This is a genomic window from Pseudomonas neuropathica (assembly GCF_051174785.1).
Lineage (GTDB): Bacteria > Pseudomonadota > Gammaproteobacteria > Pseudomonadales > Pseudomonadaceae > Aquipseudomonas > Aquipseudomonas neuropathica_A.
Genome location: NZ_CP195111.1, coordinates 2,315,147 through 2,331,898, shown reverse-complemented (window position 1 = coordinate 2,331,898; position 16,752 = coordinate 2,315,147). Strand labels below are relative to the sequence as shown.

Here is a 16,752-nt window from a genome sequence, read left to right as displayed (position 1 = left end):
CCCGGAAAATCCGGGCCGGGCAGGGCATCAACGCAGCTGAAATCTCGCGGTATTGGCGCTCAAGGCATGGCTGCCCTGACTCAGGGTATCCGCCGCAAGGTTCACCGCGCGTGCACCTTCGAGCAGACGCACGGCCGCCTGATCGACCTGCTGGATATTGCCGCTGACTTCGTCGGCGGTACTCGCCTGTTCCTCAACCGCCGTGGCGATCTGCGCCAGGGTGTCGGTGACGCTTTGCACGGCGCTGGCGATTTCGCCCAAACGTTCACCGAGACCGGTGACCGACTCGGCATCGGCTTGCGCCTGGCCGCAAGCGGCTTCCATCAAACTCACGGCTTCGTTGACCGTCGCGCGCAGGCTGTCTACGGTGCCGGCGATCTGCGCGGTGGACGACTGTGTACGTTGCGACAGGCTGCGCACCTCATCGGCGACCACGGCAAAGCCGCGACCTTGTTCACCGGCGCGTGCGGCTTCAATAGCCGCGTTGAGCGCGAGCAGATTGGTCTGTTCGGCGACGCCGCGAATGGTGTCGACGACCAATTGAATCTGCTGACCTTGCTCGCTGACCCGACCGAGTGCCGCTGCGGTGTCGTTCAAGCGCTGATTGAGCTGCTGAATACTCGCCGTAGTGCGTTGGCTATCGCGGCTGCTGTCAGCGGCAATGCGCCGGGTGTGCTGAGCGCTGCCGGAGGCCTGTTCGCAACTTTGCGCCACGCCTTGCGATGTCGCGGCCAGTTGCGTGGCGGCTGCGGCGATCTGGCTGATCTGCAATTGCTGCGCCTCGACTTCGCTGAGGGCGCCACTGGAATGCTCGTTGAGGCTGCGCACCGCGCTGCTCAATTGCGAGGTCTCATGATCGACACCGAGCATGCTTGTGCGCAATTGCACCACGGCGACGTTGAGCGCGGTGCTGATCGCGGCCAGTTCATCACGGCCCACCACCGGCACTTGCAGGCTGAGGTTGCCATCGCGCAGGGCTTCGGCGAGCAGGGTGATACCGCTGGCGCTGCGGCGGATCGAGGCTTGCAGGCAGACGAACAAATACAGCGCCGCGAGCAGCAGGCAGCCGAAGATTGCTGCGACGATGATGAACTGACGGATCGCCGAGCTGTGGTAAGCGTCGAGTCGTTGATCAAGCGACACCAGCGATTGCTGACGCAGGGCGGCGAGGTTTCTCAGCAAGGCGTCGAGGCTGCGTTCGAAGTCCTCTGGTTTGAGATTGATGCTGCCGCCGAACACGCCGTCATCAAGGACCTTCAAGCCGCTGTCGAGGTGCTTGAGGCTGTCGTGGTATTGGCTGGCCCAGTTCTGCTGGTCTTTCGGTAAACGCGCCTCGAGCAGCGTGGCGGTTTTCACCAGTTGCTCGCGGGCATCGCCGATACGGCTGCGCAGGTCACGCAACTGCAAACGGCTTTGCAGAGTGAATTGGCCGGAGACGACCGAGGCTTGCCCGACGGCGGCGAGTCGGCCGACCCGTTCGATCAGATCCGGCGCGTGTTGCGTGGAAATTTGCGTCAGCAGATAGGTTTCCAGCCACGGTGCGAGGGTCAGGCGATTGTCCATGACGATCTGCTCGCGTAACGCTTGCAGGGCGCTGAGGGCGTTGGTGAAACGGTCGTAACCGTCCGGCCACCAACCGACTCCGCTGAGGCTTTTCGAATCCAGGCCGTTCAGTGCCGTTTGCAGCGCCTGATAGCGGGCAAGTGTTTCGCCCTCGGCGCCTTCGTTCTTTAGCGCATTGCCCAAATCCGTGGTGGCTTGCTGCACGGCCGGTTGTACCGCGTCAAATGCACCCATGGCGGCGAGGGTGGCCGGCGTCGGTTGCCGATTGGTTTCCGTGGCGCGCCAACGGGCGGCGCGGTCGCGTTGCGCGGCGAGCAGGTTGTCCAGCGCATCCAGCGCGAGCAACTGGCGCACGCCGGCACGTTCGCCGGAGATCAGATTGAGCTTGTCGCGATAGTCCTGGCCGATCATCAACAGGCTGCCGGCCAACGGCAGAATGAACAGCAGAAACAACAATTGGAATTTACCTGCGAAGCCAAACCGCCCCAGCAATTTGATCCCCGGTGAAAGGAAAGCCTGCATGCCCCGTGACTCCTCTGGACACCACGCACCAATGGCGTGCATGCGGTCGTTCGACGTTGATGTTGTGCCCTGCTAAAAGGCCTCGAAAGTTCACTCTCGCCCGCTCTGTAGGCCGGCTCTGTAGCGAAACTTCCCATTGTCGGTGCCCTTTGTAAGGGCGCCGTGTTCAAGGGATAGAGCAAGGCAAGATTCAGACCATGGCGTTGCGCTATCACCTTGCTGTCGACGACCAGTCAGTTAGTTAGCTGGCTAAGGGGATGGCGCTGGCGCACCGAAAAATGGCACATTGACGCACCTGCCTGCGTGCACCCATCTGCTGTCCGGAAACTTCCATGGCTATCAGCAACGTTCAGACCGCCGCTGCCTCGGCGCCCGCTGCTCCGCAAAGCAGCCCATTGGTGATGCGTATCATTGGCGCGGTGGCGCTGGCGCATTTGATCAACGACCTGATTCAGTCGGTCTTGCCGTCGATCTACCCGATGCTCAAGGCCAACTATGGGTTGAGCTTTACCCAGGTCGGGTTGATCACTTTGACCTTCCAGTTGACCGCCTCGCTGTTGCAGCCGTGGGTCGGTTATCACACCGACCGTCATCCGAAACCGTGGCTATTGCCGGCCGGTTCGATCTGCACGCTGATTGGCATCGTGATGATGTCGATGGTCGGCAGTTTTCCGTTGATTCTGCTGGCGGCGGCGCTGATCGGTATCGGTTCCTCGACGTTTCATCCCGAGGCCTCCCGGATTGCGCGGCTGGCTTCCGGTGGACGCTTTGGTCTGGCGCAATCGACCTTCCAGGTCGGCGGTAACGCCGGTTCGGCGTTTGGCCCGTTGCTGGCGGCAGCGATCATCATTCCGTTCGGCCAAGGCAACGTCGCGTGGTTCGGCTTGTTCGCGGTGTTTGCGTTGTTCGTGCTGTACCGCATCAGTCGCTGGTACGCCCATCACCTCAATCTGTTCAAGCTCAAGGCCGGCCAGGCAGCGACCCATGGACTGTCGAAGGGCAGGGTGACCAGTGCGTTGGTGGTGCTGGGGCTGTTGGTGTTCTCCAAGTATTTCTACATGGCCAGCCTGACCAGTTACTTCACCTTTTACCTGATCGAGAAGTTCGACTTGTCGGTGGCCAGTTCGCAACTGCACCTGTTCCTGTTTTTGGGCGCGGTGGCGGCGGGCACATTCTTCGGCGGGCCGATTGGCGACAAGATCGGCCGTAAGGCGGTGATCTGGTTCTCGATCCTTGGTGTGGCGCCGTTCACGCTGCTCATGCCTCACGTTGATCTGTTCTGGACCAGTGTTCTTAGCGTGGTGATTGGCTTCATTCTGGCGTCGGCGTTTTCGGCAATTGTGGTGTACGCGCAGGAACTGGTGCCGGGCAACGTCGGGATGATTGCCGGAATCTTTTTCGGGTTGATGTTCGGTTTCGGCGGGATTGGTGCGGCGTTGCTGGGGCATCTGGCGGATGTGCACGGGATTGAGTACGTGTATTTCCTGTGTTCGTTCCTGCCGTTGTTTGGCGTGTTGGCGATTTTCCTGCCGCGCACCAAAAAGGCCTGACGCCACACCATTCCCAATTGTGGGAGCGAGCCTGCTCGCGAATGCGGTGTGTTATCCGCAGAGATATGGCTGACACTCCCTCTTCGCGAGCAGGCTCGCTCCCACAGGGGAAATAGGTTCAGCAGTAAATTTCAGGCATAAAAAAGCCGCGTATCAAACGCGGCTTTTTCTTCGGTGTAACGCTTACACGTTGAAGCGGAAGTGCATCACGTCGCCATCTTTGACGATGTAATCCTTGCCTTCCAGACGCCATTTACCGGCTTCTTTGGTGCCGGCTTCGCCCTTGTACTGGATGAAGTCGTTGTAGGCGATCACTTCGGCGCGAATGAAGCCCTTCTCGAAGTCGGTGTGGATCACGCCAGCAGCCTGAGGTGCGGTGGCACCGACTTTGACGGTCCAGGCGCGGACTTCTTCGACACCGGCGGTGAAGTAGGTCTGCAGGTGCAGCATTTCGTAGCCGGCGCGGATCACTCGGTTCAGGCCAGGCTCTTCCAGGCCCAAGGCCTCGAGGAACATGTCTTTCTCTTCGCCGTCATCGAGCTCGGCGATTTCCGCTTCGATCTTGTTGCAGACCGGAACGACCATCGCGCCTTCTTCTTCGGCGATTGCGCGAACCACGTCCAGGTGCGGGTTGTTCTCGAAACCGTCTTCAGCGACGTTGGCGATGTACATGACCGGTTTGGTGGTCAGCAGGTGGAAGCCCTTGATCACTGCCTTTTCGTCAGCGCTCATGTTCTTCATCAGGCTGCGCGCAGGCTTGGCTTCGGTGAAGTGCGCGATCAGTTGCTCAAGCAGAGCCTTCTGAACCACAGCGTCCTTGTCACCACCCTTGGCGTTACGCGCAACTTTCTGCAGTTGCTTCTCGCAGCTGTCGAGGTCGGCGAAGATCAGTTCCAGGTCGATGATTTCGATGTCGCGTTTCGGGTCAACGCTGTTGGAAACGTGGATCACGTTTTCGTCTTCGAAGCAGCGCACCACGTGAGCGATCGCGTCGGTTTCGCGGATGTTGGCGAGGAACTTGTTGCCCAGGCCTTCACCTTTCGAGGCGCCGGCCACCAGGCCTGCGATGTCGACGAATTCCATGGTGGTCGGCAGGATGCGCTTCGGATTGACGATGGCCGCCAGGGCGTCCAGACGCGGATCCGGCATCGGCACGATGCCGCTGTTCGGCTCGATGGTGCAGAAGGGGAAGTTCTCGGCCGCGATACCGGATTTGGTCAGGGCGTTGAACAGGGTGGACTTGCCGACGTTAGGCAGGCCGACGATGCCGCAATTGAATCCCATGGTGTTTCCCCTCGGAGTAGAGTCAGGCCTTCTGGCTGTGCAGGTTTTTCATCGCGCGGTTCCATTCACCGGCGAGGATATCCGGCAGCACGCCGAGGGCAAAGTCGATGCTGGCATCGAGTTTTTCCTGTTCGGCGCGTGGCGCACGACCCAGGACGAAATTTGAAACCATACTGGCGACGCCCGGGTGGCCAATGCCAAGCCGCAGGCGGTAGAACGTATTCTGATTGCCCAGTTGCGCAATGATGTCGCGCAACCCGTTGTGACCGCCATGGCCGCCGCCCTGCTTGAGCTTGGCAACGCCCGGAGGCAAGTCGAGTTCGTCGTGCGCCACGAGGATTTCTTCAGGCTTGATGCGGAAGAAACCGGCGAGTGCCGCTACGGCCTGGCCGCTGCGGTTCATGTAGGTGGTGGGAATCAGCAGACGAACATCCTGACCCTGATGCGAATAGCGCCCGGTCAGGCCGAAATATTTGCGATCGGCCACAAGATTCACATTCTGTGCGTGGGCGATGCGCTCAACAAAAAGGGCCCCTGCGTTATGCCGGGTCTGGTCGTATTCGGCGCCTGGATTTCCCAGGCCAACGATCAGTTTGATGGCAGTCACGATAGGGGCCCTTCCTTAGAGTGGTGGGTAACATCGCCGTGATCAGGCAAAGCGGCGAAAGTGGACGAAAAATGCTCATTTACCATGGATGTAAACTCCGCGTTCTCGCCCGCTTTCTCGCTACGTTCCAGTCCGCGATGTTACTTGCTCACTCAGGCATGACAGAGTGAATTACTCTGCTGCGCCTTCTTCAGCTTCTGGAGCAACGCGTGGAGCGTGTACGTTTGCAACAGCTTTGTCGTCACCGTGAGCCAGTGCAACGAACTCAACGCCTTTAGGAGCTTTGAGATCGGACAGGTGGACGATTGCGCCGATTTCCAGAGCCGACAGGTCGACTTCGATGAACTCAGGCAGATCTTTCGGCAGGCAAGTTACTTCGATTTCGTTCAGGACGTGCGAGATCTCGCCGCCTTTCTTGGTCGGAGCTTCTTCACCAACAAAGTGCACAGGCACGATAGCGGTCAGTTTCTGGCCGGCTACGACGCGTACGAAGTCAGCGTGCATAACGTGACCCTTGGACGGGTGACGTTGCAGAGCTTTGATGATGACGTTCTGCTTTTTGCCGCCAACGTTCAGTTCGATAACGTGGCTGTAGGCAGCTTCGTTTTCGAGCAGTTTGGCAACTTCTTTAGCCAGCATGCTGATGGATTCAGGGGCTTTTTCGCCACCGTAAACTACAGCTGGAACCAGGCTAGCGATACGACGCAGGCGGCGGCTCGCACCTTTCCCCAGGTCGGAACGCACTTCAGCATTCAGAGTAAAATCGTTCATTTTGTATCTCCAAAATAGCCATGACCGAGTGGCGTTTGCGACCAGCGCCGAACACGGTATGGGCAAAAAAGCCCCGCCCCGGCAGGAATGCCGGGGCGGGGCGCTTTTCGTCAACGAGACATTTCGCGAAGGGCAGGGCCCTTAACGGAACATCGCGCTGATCGATTCTTCATTGCTGATGCGGCGAACCGCTTCGGCAACAACCGGTGCGATATCCAGTTGACGGATACGTGCACAGGCTTGTGCTGCAGCGGACAGCGGTATGGTGTTGGTCACCACCAGCTCGTCCAGCACGGAATTTTCGATATTCTCGATGGCCCGACCCGACAGCACAGGGTGTGTGCAGTAGGCAAAGACCTTGGCTGCGCCATGCTCTTTCAGGGCCTTGGCCGCGTGGCACAGAGTGCCGGCGGTATCGACCATGTCATCGACCAGAATGCAGGTACGCCCTTCGACATCACCGATGATATGCATCACTTCAGAGTGATTGGCTTTCTCACGGCGTTTGTCGATGATCCCGAGATCCACGCCCAGGGATTTGGCAACGGCACGTGCACGCACGACGCCACCAATGTCCGGGGACACGATCATCAGGTTTTCGAAGCGCTGATCTTCAATGTCATCCACCAGAACCGGGGAGCCGTAGATGTTATCTACCGGAATATCGAAGAAACCCTGAATCTGGTCAGCATGCAGATCAACCGTGAGAACACGGTCGATGCCGACTACGGTAAGCATGTCAGCGACGACTTTCGCGCTGATAGCCACACGTGCGGAACGCGGACGGCGATCCTGACGGGCATAACCAAAATAAGGAATAACAGCAGTGATACGAGTAGCCGAGGAGCGGCGGAAGGCATCAGCCATCACTACCAGTTCCATCAGGTTATCGTTGGTCGGAGCGCAAGTCGGCTGAATAATGAAAACGTCTTTACCGCGAACGTTTTCATTGATCTCGGCTGTAATTTCACCGTCGGAAAACTTGCCGACAGAGATGTCACCGAGAGGGATATGCAGCTGACGTACGACACGCCGAGCCAGATCGGGGTTAGCATTCCCCGTAAAGACCATCATCTTGGACACGCGCAGTACCTAGAGGCTGAGGGTAACCTGGATGAGTATAGAAAATGGCAGGGGCGGCTGGATTCGAACCAACGCATGGCAGGATCAAAACCTGCTGCCTTACCGCTTGGCGACGCCCCTGTATCTGTTGCATCAGGTGCCGAGCACCTGGTTCCTTTAGAGCAGACTTTGCAGCTTGCGGTGCAACATCGAAACGTTGCTGCCTTTGGCTACAAACCCTGTAAGGGTCTCTGTCAGAAGGGCCGAGACTTTATCAGCTTCAGCTTTGCTTGGGAAGCCCCCAAACACACAACTTCCAGTTCCGGTGAGCTTTGCTTCGGTAAATTTACCTAACAAATCCAATGCGTTACGTACTTCTGGATAACGCCTTGCAACCACCGGCAAGCAGTCATTTCGACTGTTTCCCTCGGGAACGGGGCGCACTTTAATGGGCGGCGTGTTACGTGTCAACAAAGGATCGGAAAAAATTTCTGCCGTACTAACAGAGACTTGCGGCACGAGCACCAGATACCACGGTTCTTCGGGATCGACCGGGGTGAGTTTCTCGCCCACGCCTTCGGCAAAAGCCGCGTGGCCACGGACGAAAACCGGTACGTCGGCACCCAGCGAAAGACCCAGTGCGGCCAGGCGATCTTCATCCCAATCCAACTGCCATAAATAATTCAGGCCGAGCAAAGTCGTCGCCGCATTCGAGCTGCCGCCACCGATACCGCCGCCCATGGGCAGGACTTTATCAATCCAGATATCGATGCCGAGCGAACAGCCGGACTGTTGCTGGAGCATTTTTGCCGCACGCACGATCAGGTTGCTGTCATGCGGCACGCCAGTGAACTCGGTATGCAGTTGAATCACACCGTCATCACGCACGGCAAAAGTGATTTCATCGCCGTAATCGACAAACTGAAACAGCGTCTGCAATTCGTGGTAACCGTCTTCACGACGCCCGAGAATGTGCAGCATCAGATTGAGTTTGGCCGGCGAGGGCAGGGTCAGGCGTGCAGCGGTCATGCGTTATTGCCCCAACTTGCGCGGTTGCCAGGTCTTGATCACCAGCGTTACGTCGAGGTCGGTGCCGTGCAGCTTGATGCGCTCAGGCAACCAGTAACCGTTTTGTTCGGTGTACGCGGTGTATTCGACTTTCCAGCCATCCTGTTCCAGGTTGGCCAGGCGGCTGTCAGCATCCAGGTTCAGGCGACTTTTGCTATCAGGCGCCGGCAGGCCACGCACCCACCAGGCCAGATTCGACACCGGCAGTTTCCAGCCAAGCTGTTCTTCGAGCAGGGCTTCCGGGGACTGCGATTCGTAGCGACCCTGGTTGGCTACTTCCAGCGAGACCTTGCCCGGACGCCCGGTCAGTCGCGCGGCGCCACGGCCCAGCGGGCCGGACAGACGAATGTCGTAATAGTCCTGACGCTGCAGCCAGAACAGCGTGCCGCTACCGGAATCTTTCGGTGCGCGGATGCCGATCTTGCCGTCGATCTGCCAGCCGTCGAGGCCGGTCAGTTGCTGTTTGTTCGCGGCCCATTGAGCCGGGCTGCCGTGGCCCTCGACCGATTCGCGAGTGCCAAAGCCCGAGCAGCCGGCGAGCAGGGCGATGAAGCTGAAAACAATAACGTGGCGCAAAAACATGAGTTAAAGAGTCTCGGATCCGGTCAGGCGCTTGATGGTGCTGCGCAGAATGGTGCTGTCGGGCTGATCCTTGAGGAATTTGCCCCAGATTTGTTTGGCTTCACGCTGGTTGCCCTTGGTCCACAACACTTCGCCCAGGTGCGCGGCGACTTCGTGATCAGGAAAGCGCTCCAGCGCCTGACGCAGATATTTCTCGGCGTCGTCCAGATTGCCCAGGCGGTAATTCACCCAGCCTAGGCTGTCGAGTACGGCCGGGTCTTCCGGGTTGATCTGGTGTGCCTGCTCGATCAGCGCTTTGGCTTCAGCATAGCGAGTGGTGCGATCGGACAGGGTGTAGCCCAAAGCGTTGAGCGCCATGGCGTTGTCCGGATCACGCTTGATGATCAAGCGCAGGTCTTTTTCCATTTGCGCCAGGTCATTGCGTTTTTCCGCGAGCATGGCCCGGGTGTACAGCAAATTCAGATCATCCGGGTATTGCTGCAAGGCTTGCTGCAAGACTTTCCAGGCCTTGTCGTCCTGTTTATTGGCCGACAGGGTTTCCGATTCGATCAGGTACAACTGAATCGCGTAGTCCGGTTGTTCGTCGCGCTGGGCGGCAAGTTTGCTTTGCGCTTCAGCGGTCTTGCCGTTGTTCATCAGGATATCGGCCTGACGCAATTGCGCTGGCAGATAGTCATTGCCCGGCCCGACCTGGGCGTATTCGATAAGGGCGCCTTGCGGGTCGTTGCGTTCTTCAGCGATACGACCGAGGTTCAGGTGCGCCGAATCGACGTGGCTTTCCCTGGCGATCAAGTCTTCCAGATAACCCTTGGCCTCGTCCCAGGCTTTGGCTTCCAGGCAGACCAATGCCAGCGAGTAACGCAGTTCGTCGTCTTCCGGGTATTGCTGCACAAGGCTGGAGAACTCCGCTTTGGCGTCGTCCATCCGGTCCTGTTCGACCAGCATGCGCGCGTAAGTCAGGCGCAGGCGCTTGTCGTCCGGGTACTTCTTGATGCTTTTTTGCAGGAGCGGCAGTGCTTCGTCGCCACGGTTGAGAATTTGCAGCAGGCGTGCGCGCAGCAGAATCGGCGCGATCTCGCCGTCATCCGGCGGATTGTCTTCGAGCAGGGCAAGTGCGGCTTTGTTGTCACCGTCCTGCTGCAAAAGCAGGGCTTTGCCGAAAATCAGCTGGCTGTTGTTCGGATGACGCTGCAACAACCGGTCAAAACTTTTCATCAGACCGTTGCGGGTTTCCTGATCGGTATCCGCTGCCGACAGCGCGAGGAAGTCGAAATGGGTATCGCCCTTGCCCTGCAGGACCTTCTCCATATAAACCATAGAGTCGTCGTAACGCCCGGCGCGGGCCAGTTGCACGGCGGCAGCGCGTTGCGCTTCGAGGTCGTCCGGGGCGTTTTTCGCCCAGATCAGCGCGGTATCAAGGGCCGGTTGATCGGCGCCCAGATATTCGGCGATACGGAATGCGCGCTCGGAGACGCCCGGATCCTGGGTGTTGATGGCCTGGGTCACGTAGTTATCCAGGGCAATGTCGAAACGATTGCGCTGGCCGGCGAGTTCGGCGCTCAACAGGCTGAAAACGGTTTCCTCGCTGAACGAGCTGTAAACCTTGGGCTTTTCAGGCGCGGGCGTGGTGTCTTCAACCGACGGCGTACCGTCCGGCGAAACGGGAGCCAAGGCCTGGCAGCCGCTGAGGAAGACAAAAGCGAGGAGCAACGCGGAAGATCTATTCATATAGGAAGAGGACGACTAACCTGCGGTCGGATCATCATGACACAAGCCTTCGGTCAAACATAACCGAGACTCAATTGTGCCCATTATAGGGACTGACGATTGGGACAATAGTCAGCGGTAGTTGTTCTGAATCTTTCGAAGTAGGACAATTGCCGGCTTCACGTCACCATCAGCGACCTTGAATGGCCTTCCTTGCACTCGGTATCAACCACAAGACTGCTTCAGTAGACGTCCGCGAGCGCGTGGCTTTTACTCCTGAACAGCTGGTGGAGGCCTTGCAGCAGCTCTGCCGACTGACCGACAGCCGCGAAGCCGCGATCCTCTCCACCTGCAATCGCAGTGAGCTTTATATAGAACAGGATCAGCTTTCTGCCGATATCGTGCTGCGCTGGCTGGCCGACTATCACCATTTAAGCCTCGATGAGCTGCGCGCGAGTGCTTATGTGCATGAAGATGATGCGGCAGTTCGTCACATGATGCGCGTCGCCTCCGGGCTCGACTCGCTGGTGCTCGGCGAACCACAGATTCTCGGTCAGATGAAGTCGGCTTACGCCGTGGCCCGCGAGGCCGGCACCATCGGCCCGCTGTTGGGGCGACTGTTTCAGGCAACGTTCAATGCCGCCAAACAGGTGCGCACCGACACCGCCATCGGTGAAAACCCGGTGTCCGTGGCGTTTGCCGCGGTCAGTCTGGCGAAACAGATTTTCAGTGATTTGCAGCGCAGTCAGGCACTGTTGATCGGCGCCGGTGAGACCATTACCTTGGTCGCCCGCCATTTGCACGAGTTGGGCGTCAAGCGCATCGTCGTCGCCAACCGCACGCTGGAACGCGCCAGTCTGCTGGCCGAGCAGTTCGGCGCCCACGCGGTGTTGCTCTCGGACATCCCGGCAGAACTGGTGCGCAGCGACATCGTGATCAGTTCGACCGCCAGTCAGTTGCCGATTCTTGGTAAGGGCGCGGTGGAAAGCGCGTTGAAGCTGCGCAAGCACAAGCCGATCTTCATGGTCGACATCGCCGTTCCCCGGGATATCGAGCCGGAAGTCGGCGAGTTGGACGACGTTTACCTCTACAGCGTCGACGATCTCCACGAAGTGGTCGCCGAGAACCTCAAGAGCCGTCAGGGTGCAGCCCAGGCAGCGGAAGAGATGGTCTCGGTCGGCGCCGATGATTTCATGGTGCGTCTGCGTGAGCTGGCGGCGGTCGATGTGCTCAAGGCCTATCGTCAACAGAGCGAACGCTTGCGTGACGAGGAGCTGCAAAAAGCCCTGCGCATGCTGGCCAATGGCGGCAACGCCGAAGACGTACTCGGGCAACTGGCCCGTGGTCTGACCAATAAACTGTTGCATGCCCCGAGCGTGCAACTGAAAAAGCTTTCTGCCGAAGGCCGCCTCGATGCGCTGGCCATGGCCCAGGAACTCTTTGCCCTCGAGGGCTCACCGGATAGCTTTTCGGATAAAAAACCGCAATGAAAGCGTCACTGCTCAATAAGCTGGATGTCCTCCAGGACCGTTTCGAAGAACTGACCGCGCTGCTCGGCGACGGCGAAGTCATTGCCGATCAGAGCAAATTCCGCGCCTATTCCAAGGAATACGCCGAACTCGAGCCGGTGGTACAAGGCTATAAAAAGCTGCTCAGCGTACAAAGCGATCTTGAAGGCGCGCAGGCGCTGCTCAAGGACAGCGACCCGGACATGCGGGAAATGGCCGTGGAAGAAGTCCGCGAAGCCAAGGAGTTGCTGATCACCCTGGAATCCGACCTGCAACGCATGTTGCTGCCCAAGGATCCGAATGACGGGCGTAACGTCTTTCTCGAGATCCGTGCCGGCACCGGTGGCGACGAGGCGGCAATCTTCTCCGGCGACCTGTTCCGCATGTACTCGCGTTATGCCGAGCGCCGTGGCTGGCGTGTCGAGATCCTTTCGGAAAACGAAGGCGAACACGGTGGCTATAAAGAAGTCATCGCCCGCATCGAAGGCGACAACGTTTACGGCAAGCTGAAATTCGAATCCGGCGCGCACCGCGTACAGCGTGTACCCGCCACCGAATCCCAGGGCCGAATCCACACCTCGGCCTGCACCGTGGCGGTGCTGCCCGAGCCGGACGAGCGCGAAGCCATCGAGATCAACCCGGCGGATTTGCGCGTCGACACCTTCCGCTCCTCCGGGGCCGGTGGTCAGCACGTCAACACCACCGACTCGGCGATCCGCATTACGCACATACCGACCGGCACCGTCGTCGAGTGTCAGGAAGAACGTTCGCAGCACAAGAACCGTGCCCGGGCGATGGCCTGGTTGTCGGCCAAGCTCAACGATCAGCAAACCGCTGCGGCGGCCAATGCGATCGCCAGCGAGCGTAAATTGCTGGTGGGTTCCGGTGACCGTTCCGAGCGGATTCGCACTTATAACTTTGCTCAGGGCCGGGTCACTGACCATCGCGTCAACCTGACCTTGTACTCGCTGGATGAAATCCTCGCCGGTGGCGTTGAAGCGGTGATCGAGCCGTTGCTGGCCGAATATCAGGCTGACCAACTCGCCGCGATAGGTGAATAAATGACCATCATTGCCAGCCTGTTGCGCGCCGCCGAACTGCCGGATTCACCCACGGCGCGTCTGGACGCCGAATTGCTTCTTGCTGCCGCGCTGGGCAAGTCGCGCAGTTTTCTGCATACGTGGCCCGAGCGCATCGTGCCGAGTGAAGCGGCGCTGACCTTTGCCGAATACCTGCAACGGCGTCGTGGTGGTGAGCCAGTGGCCTACATTCTCGGCCAACAGGGTTTCTGGAAACTCGATCTGGAAGTCGCGCCGCACACGCTGATCCCGCGTCCGGACACTGAATTGCTGGTGGAAGTGGCGCTGGAATTGCTCCCCGCGACGCCGGCCAAAGTGCTCGACCTCGGCACTGGCAGCGGTGCGATTGCATTGGCCTTGGCCAGCGAACGTCCAGCGTGGAAAGTCACCGCCGTGGATCGCGTACTCGAAGCCGTGGCCTTGGCTGAACGCAATCGTCAGCGTCTGCATTTGAACAACGCCACGGTGCTGAGCAGTCATTGGTTCAGCGCCCTGGCAGGTCAGCGTTTCCAGTTGATCATCAGCAATCCGCCGTACATCGCTGCGGCCGATCCGCATCTGGTCGAGGGCGATGTGCGTTTCGAACCGGCCAGTGCGCTGGTCGCCGGTGAGGACGGTCTCGATGATCTGCGCTTGATCGTTGCGCAGGCCCCGGAGCATCTGGAGGCCGCTGGCTGGTTGATGCTCGAACACGGCTATGATCAAGCCGAAGCCGTGCGCGATCTGCTGCTGACGCGCGGTTTCGAAGAAGTCCACAGCCGCACCGATCTGGGCGGTCATCAACGCATCAGTCTGGGGCGCCTGCCGTGCTGAATGATCAGGAATTGCTGCGCTACAGCCGGCAGATTCTGCTGCAACACATCGACATCGACGGGCAGTTGAAGCTCAAGGCCAGTCGCGTGCTGATTGTCGGCCTCGGCGGTCTCGGCGCGCCGGTTGCGCTGTATCTGGCAGCGGCCGGTGTCGGTGAATTGCATCTGGCGGATTTCGACACGGTCGATCTGACCAACCTGCAACGCCAGATCATTCATGACACCGACAGCGTCGGTATGAGCAAGGTCGACTCGGCCCTCAAGCGTCTGAGCGCGATCAATCCCGAGATTCAATTGATCGGCCATCGCCAGGCACTGGATGAGGATTCCCTCGCGGCTGCCGTGGCAGCGGTGGATCTGGTGCTTGACTGCTCCGATAATTTTTCCACCCGCGAAGCGGTCAACGCTGCGTGTGTGGCTGCATGCAAACCTTTGGTCAGCGGCGCGGCGATTCGGCTGGAAGGGCAGTTGTCGGTATTCGACCCGCGTCGCGCCGAGAGCCCTTGCTATCACTGTTTATACGGGCACGGCAGCGAAGCCGAACTGACCTGCAGCGAGGCCGGTGTGGTCGGGCCGCTGGTAGGTCTGGTGGGCAGCCTGCAAGCGCTCGAGGCTTTGAAAGTGCTGGTCGGTTTCGGCGAACCGCTGGTGGGTCGTTTGCTGTTGATCGATGCCCTCGGTTCGCGTTTCCGCGAGTTGCGCGTCAAGCGTGATCCGGGTTGCAGCGTCTGTGGTTCGCGCCATGCGTGAAGCGCCGATCGGCGTGTTCGACTCCGGCGTCGGCGGCTTGTCGGTACTCGCGGAAATCCAGCGTTTGCTGCCCAGTGAATCGCTGCTCTATGTCGCCGATTGCGGTCACATTCCTTACGGCGAGAAAACTCCGGAATTCATTCGCCAGCGTTGCAGCGTGATGGCCGGGTTTTTCCGCGAGCAGGGTGCCAAAGCGTTGGTGCTGGCCTGCAATACCGCGACGGTCGCGGGCGTTGCCGACTTGCGACGTGATTTTCCCGATTGGCCGATTGTCGGCATGGAGCCTGCGGTCAAACCTGCCGCCGCCGCAACCCGCAGCGGTGTGGTCGGCGTGCTCGCCACCACCGGCACATTGCAGAGCGCCAAGTTCGCCGCGTTGCTGGATCGCTTTGCCGCTGACGTGCGCGTGATCACCCAGCCATGCCCCGGCCTGGTCGAGCTGATTGAAAGCGGCGATCTGCACAGCGCCGAGTTGCGCCAGTTGCTGCAAGGTTATGTCGAACCGCTGCTGGCCAGCGGTTGCGACACGATCATTCTGGGCTGCACCCACTATCCCTTTCTCAAGCCGATGCTCAAGTCGATGATCCCTGCGGACATCAGCCTGATCGATACCGGTGCTGCCGTAGCGCGGCAACTTCAGCGGCTTTTGGCGGAGCGCGATTTGCTCGCTGTCGGCCCGAACCAGCCGGTCAGATTCTGGACCAGCGCCGATCCTGAGTACTTTAAAAACATCCTGCCACTGCTCGGACAAAACGCTGGCGAAGTGCAAAACTTTGACTTGTAAAAAAATTGTGAAATAACTAAAAAATCAGCTGAACTTCTGAGCAGGCGCTAGCTTCTATAGCGAAGAGTTATCTAGAAAACCAAACGATCGTTCCGGAAAAGGAAGTTTCAACGTGAAGCGACTATTCTGCTTGGCCGCGATTGCGGCCGCACTGATGGGGCAAAGTTTTACTGCACAAGCGGCAGGTGTCGAGTTTGCGGTGGGGGCCACCAGCGACTCGACCATGACGTACCGCCTGGGCATGAATTTCGACTGGGACAAGAGCTGGCTGCAGAGCGACGTCGGTCGCCTGACCGGTTACTGGAGCGGCGCCTACACCTACTGGGAAGGCGACAAGACGTCCAGCAACAACAGCCTTTCGTTCTCGCCGGTGTTTGTTTACGAGTTTGCCGGTCAGTCGGTCAAACCGTATATCGAGGCGGGGATTGGCGTCGCGGCGTTCTCCAATACCAAGTACGAGTCCAATAACCTTGGCGGCTCGTTCCAGTTCGAAGACCGTATCGGTTTTGGTCTGCGCTTCAATGGCGGGCATGAAGTCGGGATTCGTGCGACGCACTATTCCAACGCTGGTCTTGCCAGTGACAACGACGGTGTAGAAAGTTACTCGCTGCATTACACGTTGCCGTTGTAACAGATACACGCCTCACCCCTGTGGGAGCGAGCTTGCTCGCGAAAGCTATTTCATATTCAACGATGATGTTGAATGAAAGACCGCCTTCGCGAGCAAGCTCGCTCCCACAGTTGTTTTCAGTGAACTCAAAAATCAGCGGTAGGCGGTCGTGATGCCTTTGCGTTCTTCAATGCACTCCGGCGCGCCCATCTCGAACTCGCGGCAAATCAGCGGACGCTTTTCGTAAATCGTGCACATCATCGTGTCGCGATCCAGCGCCGCACACCAACCGTCGTCCAGACGCAACATCACCTCGCCACCCCATTCATCGGTATCGATAAAGCGATCAGGCACGCCAGTGTCGGTGATCAGCATCACTTCGAGCTGACAGCAGCAGGCTGCGCAGGTCGAGCAGGTGACGGCAGGCTCGGTGATTTGCTGGTGGGGAATGGTTTTCATGGCGGCAGTGTAAGGCAGTCGCTGCTGTGCGTGT

At 59.0% G+C, this 16,752-nt stretch carries 16 protein-coding genes and 1 tRNA gene; 7 read left to right on the top strand and 10 right to left on the bottom strand.

Annotated elements, in window-relative coordinates; genetic code table 11:
* Positions 1 to 27: 27 nt before the first annotated feature.
* Positions 28 to 2,085 carry a methyl-accepting chemotaxis protein gene (locus ACRRSD_RS10530; RefSeq protein WP_435038016.1) on the bottom strand — a complete coding sequence of 686 codons (2,058 nt, stop codon included), beginning with the start codon at positions 2,083 to 2,085 and terminating at the stop codon, positions 28 to 30.
* 332 nt (positions 2,086 to 2,417) lie between these two features.
* Here ACRRSD_RS10530 and ACRRSD_RS10525 point away from each other — a divergent pair, with 332 nt between their 5' ends.
* Positions 2,418 to 3,635, top strand: coding sequence for an MFS transporter (locus ACRRSD_RS10525; protein ID WP_435038015.1), 1,218 nt, complete (start codon positions 2,418 to 2,420; stop codon positions 3,633 to 3,635).
* 183 nt (positions 3,636 to 3,818) lie between these two features.
* On the opposite strand, the gene ychF is transcribed toward ACRRSD_RS10525, so the two are convergent.
* The 8 genes from ychF to ACRRSD_RS10485 form a co-directional block, all read right to left on the bottom strand.
* Positions 3,819 to 4,919: a redox-regulated ATPase YchF gene (ychF, locus tag ACRRSD_RS10520; RefSeq protein ID WP_016987222.1), complete on the bottom strand. Its 1,101-nt coding sequence runs from the start codon at positions 4,917 to 4,919 to the stop codon at positions 3,819 to 3,821.
* Between the two features lie 22 nt (positions 4,920 to 4,941).
* On the bottom strand, positions 4,942 to 5,526 hold the full coding sequence (gene pth / locus ACRRSD_RS10515; protein WP_008079560.1) for an aminoacyl-tRNA hydrolase: 585 nt from the start codon (positions 5,524 to 5,526) through the stop codon (positions 4,942 to 4,944).
* Between the two features lie 171 nt (positions 5,527 to 5,697).
* Positions 5,698 to 6,297, bottom strand: coding sequence for a 50S ribosomal protein L25/general stress protein Ctc (locus ACRRSD_RS10510; protein WP_435038014.1), 600 nt, complete (start codon positions 6,295 to 6,297; stop codon positions 5,698 to 5,700).
* Between the two features lie 141 nt (positions 6,298 to 6,438).
* The gene (locus ACRRSD_RS10505) at positions 6,439 to 7,380 is read right to left on the bottom strand and encodes a ribose-phosphate pyrophosphokinase (protein WP_003171603.1); all 942 of its coding nucleotides are present in this window, start codon (positions 7,378 to 7,380) and stop codon (positions 6,439 to 6,441) included.
* A 45-nt stretch (positions 7,381 to 7,425) separates the two neighbouring features.
* Positions 7,426 to 7,500: transfer RNA gene (locus ACRRSD_RS10500), tRNA-Gln, on the bottom strand.
* Positions 7,501 to 7,536: 36 nt separating this feature from the next.
* The gene (gene ispE, locus ACRRSD_RS10495) at positions 7,537 to 8,388 is read right to left on the bottom strand and encodes a 4-(cytidine 5'-diphospho)-2-C-methyl-D-erythritol kinase (RefSeq protein ID WP_435038013.1); all 852 of its coding nucleotides are present in this window, start codon (positions 8,386 to 8,388) and stop codon (positions 7,537 to 7,539) included.
* Between the two features lie 3 nt (positions 8,389 to 8,391).
* On the bottom strand, positions 8,392 to 9,009 hold the full coding sequence (lolB, locus tag ACRRSD_RS10490) for a lipoprotein insertase outer membrane protein LolB (RefSeq protein ID WP_016987219.1): 618 nt from the start codon (positions 9,007 to 9,009) through the stop codon (positions 8,392 to 8,394).
* A 3-nt stretch (positions 9,010 to 9,012) separates the two neighbouring features.
* Positions 9,013 to 10,737, bottom strand: coding sequence for a tetratricopeptide repeat protein (locus tag ACRRSD_RS10485; protein ID WP_435038012.1), 1,725 nt, complete (start codon positions 10,735 to 10,737; stop codon positions 9,013 to 9,015).
* Positions 10,738 to 10,919: 182 nt separating this feature from the next.
* On the opposite strand from ACRRSD_RS10485, the gene hemA reads away from it, so the two are divergent.
* From hemA to ACRRSD_RS10455, 6 genes are all read left to right on the top strand, one after another.
* On the top strand, positions 10,920 to 12,206 hold the full coding sequence (gene hemA, locus ACRRSD_RS10480) for a glutamyl-tRNA reductase (protein WP_435038011.1): 1,287 nt from the start codon (positions 10,920 to 10,922) through the stop codon (positions 12,204 to 12,206).
* The gene (gene prfA, locus ACRRSD_RS10475) at positions 12,203 to 13,285 is read left to right on the top strand and encodes a peptide chain release factor 1 (protein WP_435038010.1); all 1,083 of its coding nucleotides are present in this window, start codon (positions 12,203 to 12,205) and stop codon (positions 13,283 to 13,285) included. The genes hemA and prfA overlap by 4 nt, the downstream gene beginning before the upstream one ends.
* Positions 13,286 to 14,116, top strand: coding sequence for a peptide chain release factor N(5)-glutamine methyltransferase (gene prmC / locus ACRRSD_RS10470; RefSeq protein WP_435038009.1), 831 nt, complete (start codon positions 13,286 to 13,288; stop codon positions 14,114 to 14,116).
* Positions 14,110 to 14,865, top strand: a complete 756-nt coding sequence (locus ACRRSD_RS10465) for a molybdopterin-synthase adenylyltransferase MoeB (RefSeq protein ID WP_435038008.1) — start codon at positions 14,110 to 14,112, stop codon at positions 14,863 to 14,865. The genes prmC and ACRRSD_RS10465 overlap by 7 nt, the downstream gene beginning before the upstream one ends.
* The gene (gene murI / locus ACRRSD_RS10460; RefSeq protein ID WP_435038007.1) at positions 14,858 to 15,649 is read left to right on the top strand and encodes a glutamate racemase; all 792 of its coding nucleotides are present in this window, start codon (positions 14,858 to 14,860) and stop codon (positions 15,647 to 15,649) included. Before ACRRSD_RS10465 ends, murI begins: the two co-directional genes overlap by 8 nt.
* Before the next feature lie 112 nt (positions 15,650 to 15,761).
* Positions 15,762 to 16,280: an acyloxyacyl hydrolase gene (locus ACRRSD_RS10455; protein ID WP_435038006.1), complete on the top strand. Its 519-nt coding sequence runs from the start codon at positions 15,762 to 15,764 to the stop codon at positions 16,278 to 16,280.
* Positions 16,281 to 16,412: 132 nt separating this feature from the next.
* On the opposite strand, the gene ACRRSD_RS10450 is transcribed toward ACRRSD_RS10455, so the two are convergent.
* Positions 16,413 to 16,718, bottom strand: coding sequence for a YkgJ family cysteine cluster protein (locus tag ACRRSD_RS10450; protein ID WP_077574517.1), 306 nt, complete (start codon positions 16,716 to 16,718; stop codon positions 16,413 to 16,415).
* Positions 16,719 to 16,752 lie beyond the last annotated feature (34 nt).

Excerpts from the sequence above, each read along its gene's own strand:
- ACRRSD_RS10530 (WP_435038016.1), bottom strand. The coding sequence starts at position 2,085 with ATGCAGGCTTTCCTTTCACCGGGGATCAAATTGCTGGGGCGGTTTGGC.
- ACRRSD_RS10525 (WP_435038015.1), top strand. The coding sequence starts at position 2,418 with ATGGCTATCAGCAACGTTCAGACCGCCGCTGCCTCGGCGCCCGCTGCT.
- ychF (WP_016987222.1), bottom strand. The coding sequence starts at position 4,919 with ATGGGATTCAATTGCGGCATCGTCGGCCTGCCTAACGTCGGCAAGTCC.
- ACRRSD_RS10510 (WP_435038014.1), bottom strand. The coding sequence starts at position 6,297 with ATGAACGATTTTACTCTGAATGCTGAAGTGCGTTCCGACCTGGGGAAA.
- ispE (WP_435038013.1), bottom strand. The coding sequence starts at position 8,388 with ATGACCGCTGCACGCCTGACCCTGCCCTCGCCGGCCAAACTCAATCTG.
- lolB (WP_016987219.1), bottom strand. The coding sequence starts at position 9,009 with ATGTTTTTGCGCCACGTTATTGTTTTCAGCTTCATCGCCCTGCTCGCC.
- ACRRSD_RS10485 (WP_435038012.1), bottom strand. The coding sequence starts at position 10,737 with ATGAATAGATCTTCCGCGTTGCTCCTCGCTTTTGTCTTCCTCAGCGGC.
- hemA (WP_435038011.1), top strand. The coding sequence starts at position 10,920 with ATGGCCTTCCTTGCACTCGGTATCAACCACAAGACTGCTTCAGTAGAC.
- prfA (WP_435038010.1), top strand. The coding sequence starts at position 12,203 with ATGAAAGCGTCACTGCTCAATAAGCTGGATGTCCTCCAGGACCGTTTC.
- prmC (WP_435038009.1), top strand. The coding sequence starts at position 13,286 with ATGACCATCATTGCCAGCCTGTTGCGCGCCGCCGAACTGCCGGATTCA.
- murI (WP_435038007.1), top strand. The coding sequence starts at position 14,858 with ATGCGTGAAGCGCCGATCGGCGTGTTCGACTCCGGCGTCGGCGGCTTG.
- ACRRSD_RS10450 (WP_077574517.1), bottom strand. The coding sequence starts at position 16,718 with ATGAAAACCATTCCCCACCAGCAAATCACCGAGCCTGCCGTCACCTGC.